This window comes from Lactobacillus sp. B4005 (assembly GCF_026536045.1).
Taxonomy (GTDB): domain Bacteria; phylum Bacillota; class Bacilli; order Lactobacillales; family Lactobacillaceae; genus Lactobacillus; species Lactobacillus panisapium.
The window spans coordinates 484,187-503,803 of sequence record NZ_JAFNOZ010000001.1; the positions used below are offsets into that span (position 1 = coordinate 484,187).

At 36.0% G+C, this 19,617-nt stretch carries 13 protein-coding genes and 1 pseudogene; 6 read left to right on the forward strand and 8 right to left on the reverse strand.

Going from position 1 to position 19,617, the window contains the following annotated elements; translation table 11 throughout:
* The first annotated feature begins 96 nt into the window (after positions 1–96).
* The 4 genes from parE (at position 97) to J3U73_RS02355 (ending at position 6,590) form a co-directional block, all read left to right on the forward strand.
* The gene (gene parE, locus J3U73_RS02340; protein ID WP_220233032.1) at positions 97–2,055 is read left to right on the forward strand and encodes a DNA topoisomerase IV subunit B; all 1,959 of its coding nucleotides are present in this window, start codon (positions 97–99) and stop codon (positions 2,053–2,055) included.
* 15 nt (positions 2,056–2,070) lie between these two features.
* A complete protein-coding gene (gene parC / locus J3U73_RS02345; RefSeq protein ID WP_267392677.1) occupies positions 2,071–4,524 on the forward strand; it encodes a DNA topoisomerase IV subunit A in 2,454 nt (817 codons plus the stop codon).
* Positions 4,525–4,663: 139 nt separating this feature from the next.
* Entirely contained in the window at positions 4,664–5,599 is a 936-nt protein-coding gene (locus J3U73_RS02350) for a LysR family transcriptional regulator (RefSeq protein WP_220269633.1), read from the forward strand.
* A 61-nt stretch (positions 5,600–5,660) separates the two neighbouring features.
* Positions 5,661–6,590, forward strand: coding sequence for a manganese-dependent inorganic pyrophosphatase (locus J3U73_RS02355; protein ID WP_267392676.1), 930 nt, complete (start codon positions 5,661–5,663; stop codon positions 6,588–6,590).
* A 64-nt stretch (positions 6,591–6,654) separates the two neighbouring features.
* Here the strand turns inward: J3U73_RS02355 and J3U73_RS02360 are convergent, their stop codons facing one another.
* Positions 6,655–7,014, reverse strand: coding sequence for a helix-turn-helix domain-containing protein (locus tag J3U73_RS02360; protein WP_103751610.1), 360 nt, complete (start codon positions 7,012–7,014; stop codon positions 6,655–6,657).
* A gap of 1,698 nt (positions 7,015–8,712) precedes the next feature.
* Here J3U73_RS02360 and xerS point away from each other — a divergent pair.
* Complete coding sequence (gene xerS / locus J3U73_RS02365) at positions 8,713–9,786, forward strand: tyrosine recombinase XerS (protein ID WP_220221131.1); 1,074 nt, start codon at positions 8,713–8,715, stop codon at positions 9,784–9,786.
* 53 nt (positions 9,787–9,839) lie between these two features.
* Here the strand turns inward: xerS and J3U73_RS02370 are convergent.
* The 3 genes and pseudogenes from J3U73_RS02370 to J3U73_RS02380 all read right to left on the reverse strand — a co-directional run bounded on the left by J3U73_RS02370 (position 9,840) and on the right by J3U73_RS02380 (position 11,902).
* Positions 9,840–10,465, reverse strand: a pseudogene (locus tag J3U73_RS02370) (NUDIX hydrolase).
* A gap of 75 nt (positions 10,466–10,540) precedes the next feature.
* Entirely contained in the window at positions 10,541–11,416 is an 876-nt protein-coding gene (locus J3U73_RS02375; protein WP_220233036.1) for a DegV family protein, read from the reverse strand.
* A gap of 72 nt (positions 11,417–11,488) precedes the next feature.
* Positions 11,489–11,902, reverse strand: coding sequence for a MarR family winged helix-turn-helix transcriptional regulator (locus tag J3U73_RS02380; protein ID WP_220269636.1), 414 nt, complete (start codon positions 11,900–11,902; stop codon positions 11,489–11,491).
* Between the two features lie 369 nt (positions 11,903–12,271).
* On the opposite strand from J3U73_RS02380, the gene J3U73_RS02385 reads away from it, so the two are divergent.
* Entirely contained in the window at positions 12,272–13,960 is a 1,689-nt protein-coding gene (locus J3U73_RS02385; protein ID WP_267409456.1) for an Rqc2 family fibronectin-binding protein, read from the forward strand.
* Between the two features lie 51 nt (positions 13,961–14,011).
* On the opposite strand, the gene J3U73_RS02390 is transcribed toward J3U73_RS02385, so the two are convergent.
* Genes J3U73_RS02390 through lspA form a run of 4 tightly spaced genes read right to left on the reverse strand, consistent with a single transcriptional unit; the run spans position 14,012 to position 19,616 of the window.
* A complete protein-coding gene (locus tag J3U73_RS02390; protein WP_267409457.1) occupies positions 14,012–17,188 on the reverse strand; it encodes a carbamoyl phosphate synthase large subunit in 3,177 nt (1,058 codons plus the stop codon).
* Positions 17,189–17,190: 2 nt separating this feature from the next.
* Complete coding sequence (locus J3U73_RS02395; RefSeq protein WP_267409458.1) at positions 17,191–18,246, reverse strand: carbamoyl phosphate synthase small subunit; 1,056 nt, start codon at positions 18,244–18,246, stop codon at positions 17,191–17,193.
* Positions 18,247–18,250: 4 nt separating this feature from the next.
* Positions 18,251–19,159 carry an RluA family pseudouridine synthase gene (locus J3U73_RS02400; RefSeq protein WP_220269640.1) on the reverse strand — a complete coding sequence of 303 codons (909 nt, stop codon included), beginning with the start codon at positions 19,157–19,159 and terminating at the stop codon, positions 18,251–18,253.
* A complete protein-coding gene (gene lspA, locus J3U73_RS02405; protein ID WP_103751619.1) occupies positions 19,152–19,616 on the reverse strand; it encodes a signal peptidase II in 465 nt (154 codons plus the stop codon). Before lspA ends, J3U73_RS02400 begins: the two co-directional genes overlap by 8 nt.
* Position 19,617: the final 1 nt, after the last annotated feature.

Sequence of the window (19,617 nt, forward strand, 5' to 3'; positions counted from 1 at the left end):
TTATATCCTACTTCCTTAATAACTAAAGCTATTTTATCAAAAATTGCTTAGTATGAGGATTAAAATAAATAAATGATTTAAACTGGAGGAGTTTATTTGGTTAAAGCAAATAAAAAAACGAATTCTTATGATGACTCATCAATCCAGATTCTTCATGGTTTAGAAGCTGTTCGTAAGCGCCCAGGAATGTACATTGGATCGACAGATATCCACGGATTAAATCAGCTCGTTTACGAAATAGTTGATAATTCAGTTGATGAGGCAATGGCCGGGTTTGGTCAAGAAATTGATGTAACCATCCACCAAGACAATAGCGTGACCGTCCGCGATTTTGGTCGTGGAATGCCCACAGGGATGCATAAATCAGGCAGACCGACAATTGAAGTCATTCTGACCGTTTTGCATGCCGGAGGTAAGTTCACGGAGCAAAACTATAAAACTTCAGGTGGATTACATGGTGTTGGTTCTTCGGTAGTTAACGCTCTTTCCAGTTATATGGATGTTAAGGTTGTTCGCGATGGCGTTGCCTATGAAGAAGAGTTTAAGGATGGCGGTCATCCTGTTGGTACTTTGAAGCGTTTAGGCAAGACAAAGGAAAAAACAGGAACGACAATCACCTTTAAACCGGATGAGAAGATTTTTTCAACAACTAAGTATAAGTATGAGACGATTCAGGAAAGAATTAGAGAATCTGCCTTCTTATTAAAAGGCGTTCGCTTTGTTTTGACTGATGAACGTGAGCCTGAGCATCATGATGATTTTAAGTATGACAATGGGATTGAGTCCTTTGTGTCCTACTTAAATGAAGGCAAAGATACGTTAAATGATGTTTTTTACTTTTCAGGTAAACAAGACGAAATCGAAGTCGAATTCAGTGGTCAATACAGTGACAGTTACTCTGAAAGTCTAGTATCGTTTGTTAATAATGTGCGAACTGCTGATGGTGGTACACACGAAGTTGGTGCACGAAGCGGTTTTACGCGGGCATTTAACGATTATGCGAAAAAGCAGGGCTTATTAGGTAAAAAAGATAAAAATATTGATGGTTCCGACTACCGTGAAGGTCTAAGTGCTGTGTTATCCGTCAAGATACCAGAAGAACAACTGGAATTTGAAGGACAGACGAAGGGCAAATTAGGCACGCCGCAAGCAAGATCAGTTGTAGACGCAATTGTTTACGAAAAGATGTCTTATTACTTAATGGAAAACGGCGAATTGGCCCAGGAATTAGTGAAAAAAGCTCAGCGTGCAAGGGATGCACGTGAGGCAGCTAAAAAGGCTCGAAATGAGAGTCGAAATGGTAAAAAACGTCGGAAAAAAGAAGTACTCTCGGGTAAACTGACACCAGCACAATCACGTAATCCTAAAAAGAACGAATTGTTCTTAGTTGAGGGGGATTCAGCTGGTGGTTCAGCAAAGCAAGGACGTGACCGTCGTTTCCAAGCTATTCTGCCATTGCGTGGTAAGGTGTTAAATACGCAAAAAGCTAAATTGCAGGATATTTTTAAAAATGAAGAAATCAATACAATGATCTATACCATCGGTGCGGGAGTTGGCGCTGAATTTAATGTTGCTGATTCTAATTACGATAAAGTCATCATTATGACGGATGCCGATGACGATGGTGCGCACATTCAGATCTTGCTGTTGACTTTCTTTTACCGTTACATGCGACCAATGATTGAAAACGGCAAAGTATATATTGCTTTACCGCCTTTATACCGGTTGCAAAAGGGTCGTGGCAAGAATACTCAAGTTAAATATTCCTGGACTGATGAAGAATTGCGGGCTGACGAAGATAAGATGGGCCGCGGTTACGCTTTGCAGCGATTTAAAGGTTTGGGGGAAATGAATGCCGAGCAGTTGTGGCAGACAACAATGAACCCAGAATCTAGAATGCTTATCAGAGTTAAAATCGATGATGCAGCTTTAGCTGAACGCCGAGTTACCACGCTAATGGGCGACAAGGTCGATGCCAGAAGAAGATGGATTGAAGAAAATGTTAAGTTCAGAATGGGCGAAAATGCTTCAATCTTGGAAGAAGAAAATGAGTAAAGAGGTTTTTAATTAATGGCAACAAAAGAACGAATTCGTGAAATGCCGCTTGAGCAGGTCATGGGTGAACGTTTTGGAAGATACTCCAAGTACATTATTCAAGAACGGGCTTTGCCGGATATTCGTGATGGTTTGAAACCCGTTCAAAGAAGAATCTTGTATGCTATGTACCGGGACGGGAATACCTATGACAAACCCTTTAAAAAGGCTGCCAAGGCGGTTGGTAATATCATGGGTAACTTCCATCCCCATGGTGACAGTTCAATCTATGGTGCTTTAGTTCACTTGTCACAAGATTGGAAGATGCGTGAGACCTTAATTGAAATGCACGGTAATAACGGTTCAATGGATGGTGACGGTCCTGCGGCGATGCGTTACACGGAATCTCGCTTAAGCAAAATATCAAATATGCTTTTACAGGATATTGATAAAGATACGGTTAATATGGTGCTTAATTTCGATGACACGGAATATGAACCAACCGTTTTACCTGTCCGTTTTCCTAATCTGCTAGTTAATGGTTCAACGGGAATTTCAGCTGGTTATGCAACAGAAATTCCGCCACACAACTTAACGGAAGTAATTGATGCGACCATCTATTTATTAAAGCACCCGGATGCAACCTTAGATGACCTGATGAAGTTTGTTAAAGGTCCCGATTTTCCTACCGGTGCAATCGTGATGGGACAAAAAGGGCTAAAAGAAGCGTATGAAACTGGCCGTGGTCGTGTACAAGTGCGGGCTAAGTCATCTATTCAGGAAATTCGTGGTCACCGTGAAGAAATTGTCATTACGGAAATACCATATGCAGTCAATAAAGCTCTTTTAGTCAAAAAGATGGATGAAATCCGTTTGAATAAAGAAATTGACGGCATTGCGGAAGTACGTGATGAAACTGATCGTCATGGTTTGTCTATTGTTGTCGAACTTAAAAAGGGTGCAGATGCACAAAATATTTTAAATTATCTTTTTAAGAACACAGAATTACAAGTTTCCTACAACTTCAACATGGTCGCAATTGATCATATGACGCCAATGCAAGTTGGTTTAAAGCATATCCTAGCGTCTTATTTGGAGCATGAGAAAGATGTAGTTACTAAGAGAACTAAATACGACCTTAATAAAGCAGAGAATCGCCTAGAAATTATTCAAGGTTTGATTCACGCGATGGATATCCTTGATGAAGTAATTAAGGTGATTCGTGCTTCAAAGAATAAAACCGAAGCGAAAGTTAATTTGGCTAAAAAGTTTGGTTTTACTGAACGGCAAGCAGAGGCAATCGTTTCTTTGCAGCTTTACCGGTTAACTAATACCGATGTTGATGCATTAGTTGACGAGCAGACTGATTTAAACCAAAAGATTGATCGGTATCAAACTTTGTTATCTGATTCAAAGGTTTTGGATAAAGAAGTCATTAAAGAGCTGTCAATTGTTAAGCGTGAATTTGGTAATCCAAGGCGAACGGAAATTTCGGCTGAAACAGCCAAGATTCAGATTGATGAAAAAGCGTTGGTTGCTGATGAGCAAGTTAGAGTCCTAATAAGTAGGGATGGCTATTTAAAGCGTTCCTCTTTGCGTTCTTGGCAATCTAGTGATGATGAAGATAATGGTTTGCCGGATGGGGATGAAGTTGTTTTTGAAAAAACACTATCAACTCTGACTAATCTTTATCTCTTTACTAATCGCGGGAATTTGATTTACCGGCCAGTTAATGAATTAGTTGAAACTAAGTGGAAGGATACTGGTCAGCACCTTTCACAGGAAATTGGCTTAAACAGTGAAGAACAAATCATCCGGGTCTTTGAATTTGATCAGCTTGATCAAGATGTCAACTTCCTGCTTGCAACTGATGATGGTTATATTAAGCAATTGCAATTGCAAAATCTGCAACCGACTAGAACCTACCGTTCCCGGGCAATTACTGCAATTAAAATGAAGAAAGATGATAGCCAGGTTGTACGAGTTGATTTAATTAAGCCGGATACTAAAGCAGAAATAATTTTATTTACCCATAAGGCATACGCTGTACGCTATGATGTCAGTGAAGTTCCTGAATCTGGTGCTAAAGCAGCCGGGGTAAAATCAGTTAACTTAAAAGATGATGATTTTGTTGTTTCTTATATTTTAGTTGATCCGCAATATCTCAATTTGGTACGAGTTGGCTTGGTAACGCAGCGAGGTGCATTTAAACAATTTAAAGTAAAACTAATTAATAAAGTTTCGCGTGCTAAACGCGGCGTTCTCGTATTGCGAGAACTCAAAAATAATCCTCATCGCATAGTAGCAGTGGTATCATATGGCCAAGACCACGAATTAACAATTACTACTAGCAGCAAGCGACGGATTAAACTGGAAACAAATGATTATCCACTTGGTGATCGCTATTCAAATGGTTCATTCGTAGTGGATACGACAAGTGACGGCATACCTGTTAATTTACAAATTGGGAAACCACTTAGTTCGAGATAAATTTTATTTACTTATACACTGTAAATAGGCTAAAAAAGGCTTAATTGACTTTGAATTATACTTTGACATGTAATATTTTTTGACAGATAATAGCATATAAATAGGGTTATATTATTGTTAAGATAGAAGGATAAATTTTATGCCTAAAACAGATACAATACTCTCAACTAAGTCTTTACATTATTTTTTACAGCTGATTGATACTATGAACTATACTCAAGCGGCCCAAATCTTAGGAATTACACAACCAGCTTTGACTCAACAAATTAAAAAAATCGAGCACGCGATTGGTACTCCTTTGTTTGGACAGATGGGTAAGAAGCTTTATCTGACTGAAGCAGGCAAGCAGCTGCAAACGGGTGCAATCAAGCTTTTGGGGACAATCAATTCAGTTGTCAATGATATTCAGGAGTTTACTCAAGCAGATAAGGGTAATATCTCAATCGGAGTCTTAGATAGTGTAGACTCCGAAGTATTACGAAAGTTTTTGGTCAAATTTAACCAAAAAAGTCCTGATATAACCGTAAACGTATGCTATTTTAATCGGAAGGATCTTTGGTATAATCTGGACAATAATTTAATTGATTTGGCACTTATTTATGTACCAGATAACATGAAGAAGAGTCAGGTTAATCTTCAGAATCAATACGATTACATGAAAGTTTGTGAAGATCGCTTGACGATCTTAACGCATGATAAAAAAGTAAAATCCGGAAATTCTTACTCAATTTCTAAATTTATTGACAGACAGTGGGTAGCCTATCCAGATAATTTTTATCTAACCCAATTAATGAAAGAAAAATTTGGTAGCAAAATTAATGCTAAGAATGGCATGAAGGTGCCACTGAGCTTTTCTTCGACAAAGCAATTGATCGATACTGCTGAGGAAACTGAGTACGACACTTTTATCAATAATTCATACTATCAAATACATAAAAATGAGATTAAATTAATGCCAGTTTATTTAAAAGATGATACGAAGTTCTCGACCTCAGTGATTTATCGTAAGGGTAAAAAAGATGTTCCCCGAATTGAACATTTTTTAGACGAATTCAAAAAATTCTTGGATGAATAGCCATTATTAGGTAAAATTAATAATATTGAATAATATTTTTGAAAGAAAAAGAGGAAGATTAATGGAGAAAGAGTTGATTTTTGGTCATCAAAATCCTGATACAGACGCAATTGGAACGGCTATTGCTTACTCATATTTGCAAAACAAGTTGGGTTACAATACTGAACCTGTTGCATTGGGTGAGGCTAATGACGAGACAACATTTGCTTTAAATAAGTTTGGTTTTGAAGCTCCTAGAGTTGTTAAAACTGCTGCAAATGAGGTAAACAAGGTAATGCTTGTTGATCACAACGAACCGCAGCAAAGTGTTTCAGATATTGATAAGGTAACTGTTACTCATGTGGTTGATCACCATCGAATTATGAATTTTAATACTAGCTCACCATTATTCTACCTAGCTGCTCCTGTTGGCTGTACAAGTACGATTATGTGGCAATTATATAAGCACTACAATGTTGAAATTCCACAAAATATCGCTGGAATTATGCTCTCCGCAATTATTTCCGATACTTTGCTTTTGAAATCACCGACAACTACAGATGAAGATAAGAAAGCAGTTAAAGCTTTAGCAGAAATCGCTGACGTGGACTATGAGAAATATGGTCTTGAAGAATTAAAGGCTGGAACTAATATTGCCAGCAAGTCTGAAGAAGACTTAATTGACTTAGATGCTAAGAGCTTTGATTTAAACGGCAAAAGTGTCCGTGTAGCGCAAATAAATGTGGTTGACTTACCAGAGGCGATGGAACGTAAAAATGCCTTCTTGAAGGCAATGAACGCCGCTTCAGCAAGTGAAAATTATGATTTGTTCATGTTGCTAATTACTAATGTACTTGATTCTGATTCAACGGCATTGGTAACCGGCTCAGATGAAGCTATAGCAGCATTTGAAAAGGCTTTTGGCAAGGTTGCTGATTCAGAAATTAGTTTACCAGGAGTAGTGTCACGAAAAAAACAAGTGGTTCCGCCATTGACTGAAGCATTTAACTAAAAAATAAAAAAGCACAAGGCAGGTGAGAAACCTAACTTGTGCTTTTTAGATTCAGGATTAATTCTTAATCTTTATTAATCTCTTTGGCCAAAATAATGAAAGACTTGCACACTCTTTCAGCTTTTTCTGGATCCATCTTTCTTAATTCATTAAGAACTTTCTTGATAAATACCGGTGTATTATCATGATGATTTTCAACTTTAACTTCTTTAAAGCGATAGGCATTCATAATAATATCTGGCGTAGTAGTATTCAAAGCTCTAGCAATCGAGTCCAACTTTTGAATACTAATATTTTGATTTTTAGTTCTTTCAAGACGTGAAATAAAGTTAACTGACAAATCGCTTAATTCAGCGAGGTCCTCCTGCGTCAGCTTCTGCTCACGTCTACGACGACATATCTCTTTTCCTAAATTTATACTCATGGAATAAATTCAACCCTTTCAAAAATATAATTCCATATTCCATAATAACAGATTAATTATGGAATTAAAAACAAAAATAATAAAAATTTTTGAATAAAACGTTTTAATTCGGCTAAAACTTAAATAAAAACAGCCAAATGAAATACTTTAAACTATACCCTAGATAGTATTGTAGGACAAATCAAAAAAAAATCAAATAAAATTTACTAAAAAAATCAACCTAAAATAAAAACTTAAAAAGTGGCAAATACTATTTTAACTATTAAAAAGCATAATTATCAGCAAAGTCCAAAATATGTCTAGGAACAGCATTACCAAAAAGGGTAATAATATATAACATTAAGATGAAAAGCGCTTATCAATTTATTTTGAGAAAATTTAAATGATTAGCAGTTTTGCTAAAAGCTCAAAAATAATAGCTTTAAATCAAGTAAATTTAGCGCAAACAAAAAATGTTTACAATTCTAAGAAAAATTTATAATTACATCGAAATTAGCAAAGTAAATTAGCTAATAATTACATTAAATGAATCAAATTAAAAAAGATATTTTGCCAGCTGCTACAAACCTAAATAAATATTGGTCTTAGGAAAGTAAATAAAGGGTATAGCAATTGAAAGTGATTCAATTCTTGAGATAACTTCGTATAATATATATTATGTAAAGTTATCTCAATTTTATCAATAATGACTGCCAGTTGTTTTAGTAGAAGTGCGTTTTGCCAAAATCTGTTAATAATCAACGACAATCGACCTAATATTACTATTTAAGTTTTAAGCAGTAGTTAGTTTAATTCCTCTTAGCTTATTCGACAAATCTTACACTACTGACTTTAGAGAGTCTTAATAATTTTCAATAAAGGTAGTTTTATTGCTGAAATAAAACTATTGTCGTCAAGAAAACTAGTAGAAGTCAATTAATGACACACTTGATAAACTTGATGCTTTCACGGTTAGTTTGAGCAAGCAAAAGCGTTCTGTTGCTGTTTAACTATAAGATATCTTGAAGATATCTTGGTGAGGAATTTGAACAAGTAAATGAAGATCACCACTAGCAAGTATGAACTGAACGCAAAAACTATTCTCTGCCAGGATACATTTGCTAGTAGAGTAACTAATTTTACTGGGTATGGTTTACTGCTTAAAATGTATTAGTTTATCCGCGCTAAATAATCAAAATTTTATTTTGGTATCATTAAAACTATAATTTTAATGATAAGTAAAAGTGGCTATCTGACAGGCTTTTGCTGAATTTGCTTCAATTCTAACTCAAAAATATTATAAAAATGATTACATAACTTTTGTTAAAGCCATTTGCAAAATATTCTAGTAATTAAAGTTTTAACTATCAACTTGGCAACTTGGGATTTGGGCTGTTTAAGATTTTAAGTTGGCGGTTTTTGGCTGGATTTATTCAAAATATCTGTTTTTTACCGGCTTTTTTACCCTCCTGCGTGTTTCTTAATAAAAGTTTTCCCACCAAGTCTAACAATGCTAAAGAACGCAATTTATCCTGCTTAGTTACCTAAAATGGTGCTGACCAAGTATTCTTTAACGTGGTCAACTTCCACTTATTATTGCAGTTAAATTAGCCTTATTAAGCCTCTTCTTCCCCACTTCCCACTCTTTCACTATAAAAAAGACAAACATACATTCAGATTTTGCTATATAATAGTTAGTAAAAAAGCTAGGAGAACTACGTGGAAACAAAAAAGTATTTGGATCTCATTCAAGAAGAATTAAATAAGATGCCGGATTTTGTTAAAGAGTACAATTTTGGTACCAGTCATTCTTTAGCGACATCGTACCAGTATCTTACAGAAATTAGACGTTTTTTTGATTGGCTTCGTCATGAAGGTATTTCCCCTGCTGATACCAATCAAAAAATTAGTATTGAAACTTTGGCGACTTTGCACCGAAATGATATTATGCTCTATATCAATTATTTGGGCCATGTTCGAAACAAGCAAGGTAATTTAAATTCACCGACAACGATTAACCGGTCAATTAATGCGTTGCGTTCCTTATTCAAATTTTTAACTATTACCGCTGATAATAATGATGGAAAACCATATTTTGAACGAAATGTAATGCTGAAGATTGACTCACTTAACAATACTGAGACGTTAAATTATCGTGCACATGTTTTGGAATCGCATATGTACACCGGGAAATTAAAATATCAGTTTTTAGATTTTATTGCTAATGAATTTGAAAAGCAGTGTAATGTTCATGCGCTACCTAGTTTTAAAGTCAATAAGGAACGTGATATGGCTATTATTGCTTTAATTCTTGGAACCGGCATTCGTGTTTCAGAATGTGCCGGAATTGACCTTACCGATTTGAATTTGAAAAAGGCTACCTTAGATGTCACCCGTAAAGGCGGACAGCGCGATAGCGTGCCGATTGCTCAATGGACACTAAACTATATATCCGACTATAAAAAAGTCCGCAGACAGCGTTATATGGCCTCAAAAAAGGAAACAGCTTTCTTCCTCACGAGGTGGCATCATCAAACAAAAAGAATTACGACTAATGCCATTGAAAAAATGGTTAATAAATATTCTGCTGCTTTTGGGCATCCACTAACTCCACATAAATTGCGGCATACACTCGCTTCCGAATTATATGATGTGACTAAAGACCAGGTGTTAGTAGCACAGCAACTTGGACAAAAAGGTACCTCGGCTACCGATTTGTACACACACGTTGACCAAAAAAAGCAACGAGCAGCTTTAGATAGAATTGCTACAGCTAAAGATAAAAAAGAATAGCTAAGAAAAAAAGAACTCCAATAATGATATGTGGAGTTCTTTTTAGTTTTGTTTTAATCAAATAAAACTTGCCAGTTTGCGGCCTTATGAGCATCAAAACAAATTTTAATTTCTTCCGGAGTATTTCTAATAAGTGAAAGCGGCGGCAAATTGTCTAAGGAAAAATAGTCGCATTCAGTTGTTTCAGTATTTTTTACAAAATCTCCACCTAGTTCATGACATAAAAATATTACATTACAGACATTAATTGCTCGCTCAGTTCGGTCATGGCCATGAACGTTAGTTTTGCTGTTTCTGATTGCAATTACTTGATCAATTGCAATCTTTCGGCCAGATTCTTCCCGAGCTTCTTTAATACAGTTTTGCGCAACTGATAAATTTGGCTCGCACCAACCGCCAGGCATTGACCAATGATCATCTGTGGTTTCGTGTACCAGCAATAGCTTATCATTCTTAAAAATTGCCGCACGTGTAGACAATTTGGGTGTTTGGTAGCCATCATCGCTGCTGAATAAGTCCTTTACTTGTTTTAACGGCAAGCTGCCATCATTTCAGTTGCAATTTCTCTAATGCGAGCATATCGTTCCAAATCAAAGCGATCATGACCATATTCCAGTCCATCTTGTGCGATACTTTGTAATTCAATTGCCCATTTTGAAAATTGATCCTTTTTTTCCATTATTGTTTCCTTTCGGCTGCAAGCAGCCCGATTTGTTTTTACAAAAAAAGCAACTGGAACAGTTGCATACATAAATTATGTTAAATCGATTTTGTCAATATCGATCATCCAACCAATTGCAAATGACTTTTCACCTAAATGTGTAGCAATTACCGGACTAAATTTAGTGACGGATACATTCTGCTCAGGAAATTCCTGTTTGATCCATTCTTTTGCTTCTTCAACCTGGCTGCTATCATTGGAATCAATAATAAAGAGTTTGATTTTATCCTTATACGGCAATTTAGCAATATCTTTAACCGTGAGTTTCTTGATTTTGGCAAATGCCCGCTTCATGGAACGAATTTTATCAAAGGCAACAATATTGCCCTCCTTAAACGTTAAAAGAGGCTTAATATTGAGCATGGAGCCAATAAAAGCCCCGGCATTACTTAGTCGTCCGCCACGACTAAGGTTGTTCAAGTCATTAACAACAAAAATCTCGTTAATAGTTGAGCGGATATTTTCAAGGCGCTCAAGAATAACGTTCAATTCTACCCCATTCTTAATCATTTTAGCAGCTGCTAAAACTAAGTTTCCCTGTAAGCGTACCGTCATCTTTGTGTCAATTGGATGTAAATTATACTTTGGATTGCTTTCCGCAATGTTACATAAAGTATGATAAAATCCAGAAATTCCGCTTGATAAAGTAATCGCTATAATTGCTTCATAACCATCATCATGGAGTTTATCAAATAGACTAATCAAATAGCCCAGACTTGGTTGTGAAGTTTTAGGAAAATCAGTTCCCTGCTTTTGCATTTCGAACAGTTGATCAGAAGTAATGTCGATATCTTCTAAGTACTCTTTGTTACCGATGATAATCGGAATAGGAACGACAACAATGTTGTTTTCCTTGGCTTCTTCTTTAGTAATAACGCTAGTACTATCAGTAACTAATGCAATCTTCATCTAATTAACCTTTCGCTTCTTGTATGTACAATATAGGGAAATTATAGCATAAAAAAAGAAGTGGTTCGACAGCTAGTTTAATGAATTTGCTTGCGCTTGCTCTACTAATGAATTAAAGATTTTAGTAAAAACTGCCACGTCTTGATCTGAAAAATCTTTAAACATTGCTTTTTCAATCTGAGTCAAAGCCCGTTTTAGCTCAATAATTTTTTGCAGCCCATTTTCATTTAAAACAACGGTCTTGCTAGAATCATTTTCTGAACGTGTGATGGTAACAAAACTTAATGTTTTTTTCTGCTGTAGCTGTCTACTCAAAGTTGAGAGTGAGATTTGCAAATTAACGGCTAAATCCCCCATTTTTAAAGCCATATTATTGTTTTGATCAAAATATAGCAAAATTCGTGTTTGTGAGAGGTTTAATCCGCACCTTTTGCTAATCTCTTTTTTGACATTTCCCGCTATTGTACTAAAAGATAAAATATCCATCTAACTACCTTTTCTTTGTTAAAGTAAACAATAAAAATATTTTATAAGTGAAAACTATTCCTAGAAAAACCGGTCACCATAAGAAGACGCGGCTTTTACCTTTAAAAATCCGTGAAACATCACCACGGACACAAAATAATTTTTGCTGTGAAACAAACTATATTATTTTTAACTTATGATATTTCATAGCAATAATCATAAATCTATATTACCAGTATATCGACTTTTTGCAATGATTTATTTGCAAAAGTGTCTAAAAGTTAATATATGAACAAAGGTAACTTATTTTAAGATTAATCATTCTTATTCTTCTTTTATACTTATGCCAAAATAATTGGTATAATAGATATCGTATTTTGAGGTGATATTATGGCATTCGATGGATTATTCATTCATAGCCTATTAAACAGTATTAAGCCAACTCTCGTTAACGGTCGTCTTTCAAAAATATATCAGCCGTTTGAACAAGACCTGGTTTTAACATTTAGAAATGAACGTAAAAATTATCAGTTACTTATTTCTGCTAATGCGCAATATCCGCGGTTTTATTTAACTAAGAAAGCAATTGCGAACCCAGATAAGGCTCCGACCTTTGTGATGGTACTTAGAAAGTATTTAGAGGGCTCAATATTACAGGAGATTGAACAAGTAGGTGTAGACCGCATAGTTAATTTTCGCTTTAGTAATCGTAACGAATTGGGCGATCAGGTTCAGCTAGTTTTATCAGTTGAATTAATGGGTCGGCATAGTAATGTTATTCTTTACGATAATAGCAATGGTCATATCATTGATTTACTGAAGCGGATTAACCCTGATGAAAATCGGGCGCGTATTCTTTTACCGAAAGCTAAGTATGAGCTCCCTCCTCTTAACCCAGGAATTAATGGTTTTGATTTGAGCGAGCAAGAATTCAAGCAAAAAGCTGCTGTAAATGATCCTAGCGAATTTGCTGGTCAGATAAATGGTCTTGATCGTGATGATCGCTCCGAGTTAATAGGTTATCTTGAGGATGATTTTTCTTATTCCTCATTTAGGACTTTTATAAATCAATTTGATAAAAAAGGTGCTTTTGTACTATTAACACCTAGAAATAAACGTAAAATTTTTCCTTACCTTCCCTACCATTTGGATTTAGTTAAGGAAAGTTCTGATCCTGATTTAAATCATGCCTTAGATGAGTTTTATCTTTACCAAGCAAATCATGATTGGGTAAAACAAAAATCTAGCAAAATTGAACGTTTGGTTAAAAACGAACAAAAAAAGCTGACTAAAAAAGTTGTTAAGCTCAAGAAGCAGCTAGAGCAAGCTGAAAACTCTGAAGGATATCGCATTCGCGGTGAAATATTAAACGCTAATTTGGCGCGGGTCAAACCAGGTATGACCAAAATTTCGTTGCCTAATTATTATGATAATAATCGGCCAATTGAGATTAAACTTGACGCTGCCCTCTCGCCTGCTCGAAATGGGCAGAAATATTTCACACGCTACAAAAAATTGCGTGATTCAATTAAGCATGTTAAAGAACAAATTGAGATTGCTAATGACAACTTACGTTATTTTGACTCAATTCAAACTGCTATTGATAATGCTGAACCAGAAGACATTGATCAAATAACTGATGAATTAATAAATCAGGGTTACCTTAAGCGACCACAAAAGCAAAAACGGAAAAAGAAGGTAACGGAACATAATTTGAACAAATTCAGATTATCATCGGGTAAAACTGTTTTGGTAGGAAAAAATAATTATCAAAATGACTGGCTAACTTTAAAAAAGGCTAATAAAACCGATATTTGGTTTCATGTAAAAAATATCCCTGGTTCTCATGTCATCTTACAAGATGCTAATCCATCTGATGATGATATTTTAGAAGCGGCAGAAATAGCAGCCTACTTTTCGAAAGCCAAAAATTCTGCGCATGTTCAAGTAGATTACGTACAAGATAAGCGCGTAAAGAAACCAAACGGTGCAAGACCTGGCTTTGTCATTTACACAGGACAGAATTCAATTGAAGTTACGCCTGAAAAAGAACGTGTTTTGGCCAAAAGAATAGACTAAAAAAGTGATGACAATTTGTCATCACTTTTCTGTTGTAAAAATATTTAATTGTTAAATTGGTTGTGTAGTTAAAGAAAGAGATTCTAAAACTTTTAAAATCAATTCGGTAGTTTCGATACTCGAGAAAACCGGTACGTGAATATTTAGTGCTTCATCTCTAATCCGAATTGCGTCTTCGCTAGCAGTATCAGATAAATCCGTGATATTGATTACCATAACAATCTTACGCTGGCGTATCTTAGTTAACAAATTATTTGGATCAGAATGTACCTTAGTAACGAGTCCTGTTGTAATGCCAGCCTCAGCAAAATTATTAGCTGTTCCCTCAGTGGCAACGATTTTGAAACCTAAACGATAAAATCGTTGCGCTAGTTCGGTCATTTTCGCTTTATCTTCATCACGAACAGAAATAAAAATTGTTCCATAGCTTGGGATACGCAGACCACTTGCTTCGTAGCCCTTAAACAGAGCCTTAGCTAATTCAGTATCTCGTCCCATAACAGAACCCGAAGATTTCATTTTAGAATCAAAGGTATTATCGCTATTATAATTGATGTAAGAAAATACGGGCATTTTAACGTAAATAAAATCATTAGATGGCCAAAGCCCATTTGGATAGCCTAAATCACTTAAATTTTGGCCGCTTAGAACTTCAGTGGCACATTGCGTAATGTCTTTACCTAAAGCCTGCGATAAAAATGCTACATTATGGCCAGCATAAGGCTTAATTTGTAAGAGATAAATATCATGATTAACGGTCAAAAAGTGTAAGGTAAAGATTCCCCGCATTTTGACTTTTTTAATCAGTTCAATTGCATAATAAGTTAGTCTCTTTCTACCACTGTCTGATAAATTTTGCGGTTTAAAGACGGCAATTGAATCAGAAGCATGAGAGCCTGTTTGCTCTAAGTGCTCAATTATTCCCGGGACAGTTACATTTTTTCCATCAGAAATAGCAGTAATCTCGTATTTATTGCCTTCAATAAAATGAGATAACGTAATTTTGGCTAATAAGTTTTCCTCTAAGTACTTGAGTAAAGCTGGCATATCATAGACAACCGCAGATTTTTGCTTAACGCCCTGATCATTAAATCCACCAATTAAGATTGGAAAACCATTATCATGAATGAATTCTTTAGCCTGCAGTCGATCCACGGTAGTGACTAATTGATTTTGTTTAAGAGTCTTCATCGGTAACTCAAGAACTTGCCTGATTCGTTTCTTAGGGTTAAGATCCCCTGTTCCCAAAACGTTTAAACCATTTTCAATTAGTCTTTTACTTAAAGAATTAATCTCTTTACCAGAAAATTGTAGCAAAACGTCTTTAATTTGTTCTTTTTCAGCTACATGAATAATACTTTCAACGGTAATTGGTTCGAAGTAAATTTTATCGGCTTTTTTGAAACGTGTTGCAACGGATTCATCATTATTAGAAATTAATACAGTGGCATAATTATTATTATGTAAAGTATCAATTGCATGGCTAATCATGTAGTCAAATTCGCTGGTTACGGAAACCTGAGATGGCAACATACCAATAACTAAAACCTTTTTTTGCGCAGTTAAAGGAACAGATTCATCTTGAACCCCAAAAGCACTGTAGTAAGCATGAACCAGAGGCTCATGTAGGCCAGCCGACCCATCAATTTGTAAATATGAAGGTTTAAGATGTAATTTTGCGATTCGCTTTTTTAAAGCCGTAATTGGAATGCCATTTAAATCAGAAATTAGTACGTTGCGAAAGCCCCGTTTTTTTGCTTCAAGTAACAATTCATCTGTGAGTTTCCCTGCAGCCAAAGACTGACCAATTTTGACAATATGTTCAAATTTTTGGTAATAAATTGGATGAATGTTAATAATCTTTTGTAAATCCTGATAAGAAAAGCCGACAGCAATTGCTGCTAAAAGTTTAACTAGATGAAGCTCGTCTGGATAAACCAAATCGTAAATAATTTGTTCTCTATCTTTAGTGGTTTCATCATGAAAAACTTTAATTGCCGTTTTGACATTGACTGTTGAAGCTAGTCCTTTTAGAAAAGCAGATTCAAAATTTTGACCAATGCCGATCGCTTCCCCACTGGCCTGCATTTTATTACCTAAGGCATAATGATTACTACCAGATTGGGTTAACGACCAAAATGGCATTCTAATCGCAACCTTATCTTGAGCAGGCTCGATTGCCGCATTTAGACCAGACATTGGGTCAAAGATCTCGTTAAGGCGATAGCCAATGGCAACTTTGCATACAATGTAGCCCATGCTGTAAAGCCCAATTCTCTGCGACCAGATTGCACTTCTTGTAAGTCGCGGCTTAATTGTTAGTACTTTAACGGTAAATTTTGTTCCGTGGTGCTTGACAGCAAAGTGAATATTTAAGATACCGACTATTTTGAGTCCTTCCGCAATTTTTTTCGCAATTGCTCGTAGTTTTTGGACCTGATCATTATTTAGGGTCAAAGCCGGCATAACTGCCGCTGAGTCACCTGAATCAATCGCTACTGATTCAATCGTGTCAGCTAAACTGGTAAAAAGAACGTTTCCGTCACTATCGCGAATGATATTAAGGATTACTTCTTCCCATGAAGACAAGTCCTCAGTTAAGCGGTATTGATTATAAGAAAAATTATCATTTTGTCGTTCATTTTTGAGGTAATCAACCACATCTTGCGCACTGTCAAAAACAAGTTGCTTGTTATGGAAAAACTGCTCTTCTTTAATAAGCATTGCTGGAAAAACGATTCGTTCTGTCAACTGTTTTTCTAAATGCGTTGAGTCAAAGGCAGTTAATTTCCAATATTGGTTAACATCAATCTGATTTTGTTCAAGAAATGATGTCATCTTTTGCTGGTTGTTAATCATGAGAGCTTGCTCGTTAATAGTAAGTAAGCGAATTCCCATTTTTCCCAGAATACCGTCTTTAACTAAATCACGTGTAACTTTGATTCCCATCGTTGAGCCATAAGCAGAAATAATTGCATTAGGCTCTTCCATGCGAATTATTCTCTTTAGAAAGTCTAATGACATTGGCTCTAAATATACAGTTACGTGCGGTCTTTTGTCAGTTGAGACGGTTGCGGGATTAGGATTAACCAAGACAACCTGAATATCTTCCTCTAAAAGAGCCTTAATCGCATCTGTAATTAAGATATCCGTTTCCGAAACATTACCTATCAAAGTTGGCCCAGAACCGATAATTAATACTTTGTTTAAGTCGTTTTCTAAAGGCATAATTACACCATCATCTTTACAAAATCATCGAAAATTTCGAGTGCATCTAAGCTTCCTGGTGCCCCTTCAGCATTAAAAGCCGTTGCAATTACTTTGCTTTTTTTATTACTGAAACCAGCCAAAAGTTCACTGTGCAAGTCATAATATTCTTGCTCCATTTCCATTTGGACACTGTTAGGTAAAACAAGCTGGTCAATATTCATGGCCGTCTGCCAAATACGATTGGAATTCTGCTCAATAACCGGATAATTGGTCCCGTTAAATGCCTCTGGCAATTTTATTAATTCAAAGTTTAAATATGAACTAAGAGCCAAAAAGCCTAGTCCAATGCCCCATATGGGATAATTGCCAAAAAAGGTATCAAAGATAGGTTTGAGATTAGCGGCAACTTCTTCAACTTTGCCGGGGCCACCAGAAATAATGATTCCTTCAGGACGAAGATTTTTAATATCCGGGACGGAAACATCATACGGTAAAACGGTGGCGTTAATTTTTCTAAGAGATAATTCTCGCAGCATCGAGTGTTTGAGCCCAAGATCAATAACGGCCACTGTTTTGCCGACATTTGGAACTGCATAGGCATTCTTCGTTGACACATTTGCGGACCGATTCTTTGGTAAAACAAGAGCCTTAATCTGATCAAAAGCATGCTCATCATTAGTATCCATGATGGAAGCCTTAATCGTTTTCTCTTTATTAAGCCGGTGCACCAAAGCTCGGGTATCGATGTTATAAATAGCAGGAATATTTTTTTCTTTTAAAAAAGAATCTAAATCCTGGAAATTCTCACTATCAGAAATATTCCGCGCAACATCATTGGCAATAATTCCTTTAACGGTTGGATTAATGCTTTCATAATCAATAGCATTAATTCCGTTACCACCAATCATTGGTGCAGTAAAAACTAAAATTCTACCCGCATTTGTAGGATCAGTTAGAACTTCTTGATAACCAAAATTACCGGTTTGAATTGCTAATTCACCGGTTGAAATAATTGATGAGCCTAACCCCTCTCCTAGAAATGAACTACCGTCTTCGAGAATCAAATATCTTTTCATATCATCACTTAGTTTCTCTTAGTTCGGATAATCGCTGTTCAAAAATTTGTGGTGGATCAATCGAAAATTCAAGCCATTTTTGCGATACCGGTTGCGTAAAGCCTAAAACCTGTGCATGTAAAAATTGCCCGTGCCCCTTCAACGTGTGCTGTGGTCCGTACAATGGATCGCCAGCGACGGGATGCCCAATGTAAGCTAAATGGACTCTAATTTGATGCGTTCGACCTGTTTCAAGCTGACATTGAATTAAGCTGTAGCCTTTAAACTGTTCTAAAACCTTGAAATGGGTTATAGCGTCTTTGCCGTTTTCAACTACTGCCATTTTCTTACGGTTATAATGGTCTCGCCCAATCGGGGCATCAATTAGACCGGAATCTTCGGTAAAATTACCATGAACAATTGCAAGATATAGGCGTTTATTACTTTTATTTGCCAATTGTTGCTCCAAACTTGTACGTGCATTGGCATTTTTAGCAATCATTAACAAGCCAGAAGTATCCTTATCAATGCGGTGAACAATCCCCGGACGAAAACCCTCGGGGCTAGCTGCTAAATCCTTGGTATGATATAAAAGCGCGTTGACTAGTGTATGGTCGGGATGACCTACTGAAGGGTGAACGACCATTCCTTGAGGCTTATTAACCACAATTACGTCATCATCTTCATAGACAATTGCAAGTGGAATATTTTCTGGTTCAACAGAAAGTGGCTTCAGTGCTGGAACAGTGACTTTGATTTCATCGCCCTCATGAACCTGATAAGAAGTTTTCTCTTTTTTGTCATTAACCAAAACGTGCTTTTCCTTAATCAGTTCTTTAATTCGTGTACGTGATAAAGAACTGATTTTCTCTGCAATAAATTTATCCAGCCTCGTGTTCTCATTTTTTACCTGTAAAAGATAATTTTCAGTCATGTTCTTCATCACTTTCATCGAAAAAGATTAGGTAGATAAATACTAGGATAATTCCGATAGTAATTGCAGAATCAGCCACGTTAAAAATATTAAAATGAATAAAATCAACTTGGATCATATCGATCACATATTTTAAATGGATCCGATCAATCAAGTTACCGAGAATACCCCCTAAAACCATGCTAATACCAACATCAAAAAGCTTACCCTGCTTTTGGTGTCTAAAAAGGTAATAGAGACAAACCAAAATAGCTACTACACTAATAATGTAAAATAGCCACATTTGTCCAGGCAAAATATTCCAAGCGGCACCCTCATTTTGAAGATAATTAAAAGATAAGATACCCGGAATAATCTGGTGAACCTCTCCAAGGGCATAGTTATTGGCAATGAAAAATTTTAAGCCTTGATCTAAACAAACAACAATTATAGGAATAATTAAGTATAAAAATTGCATA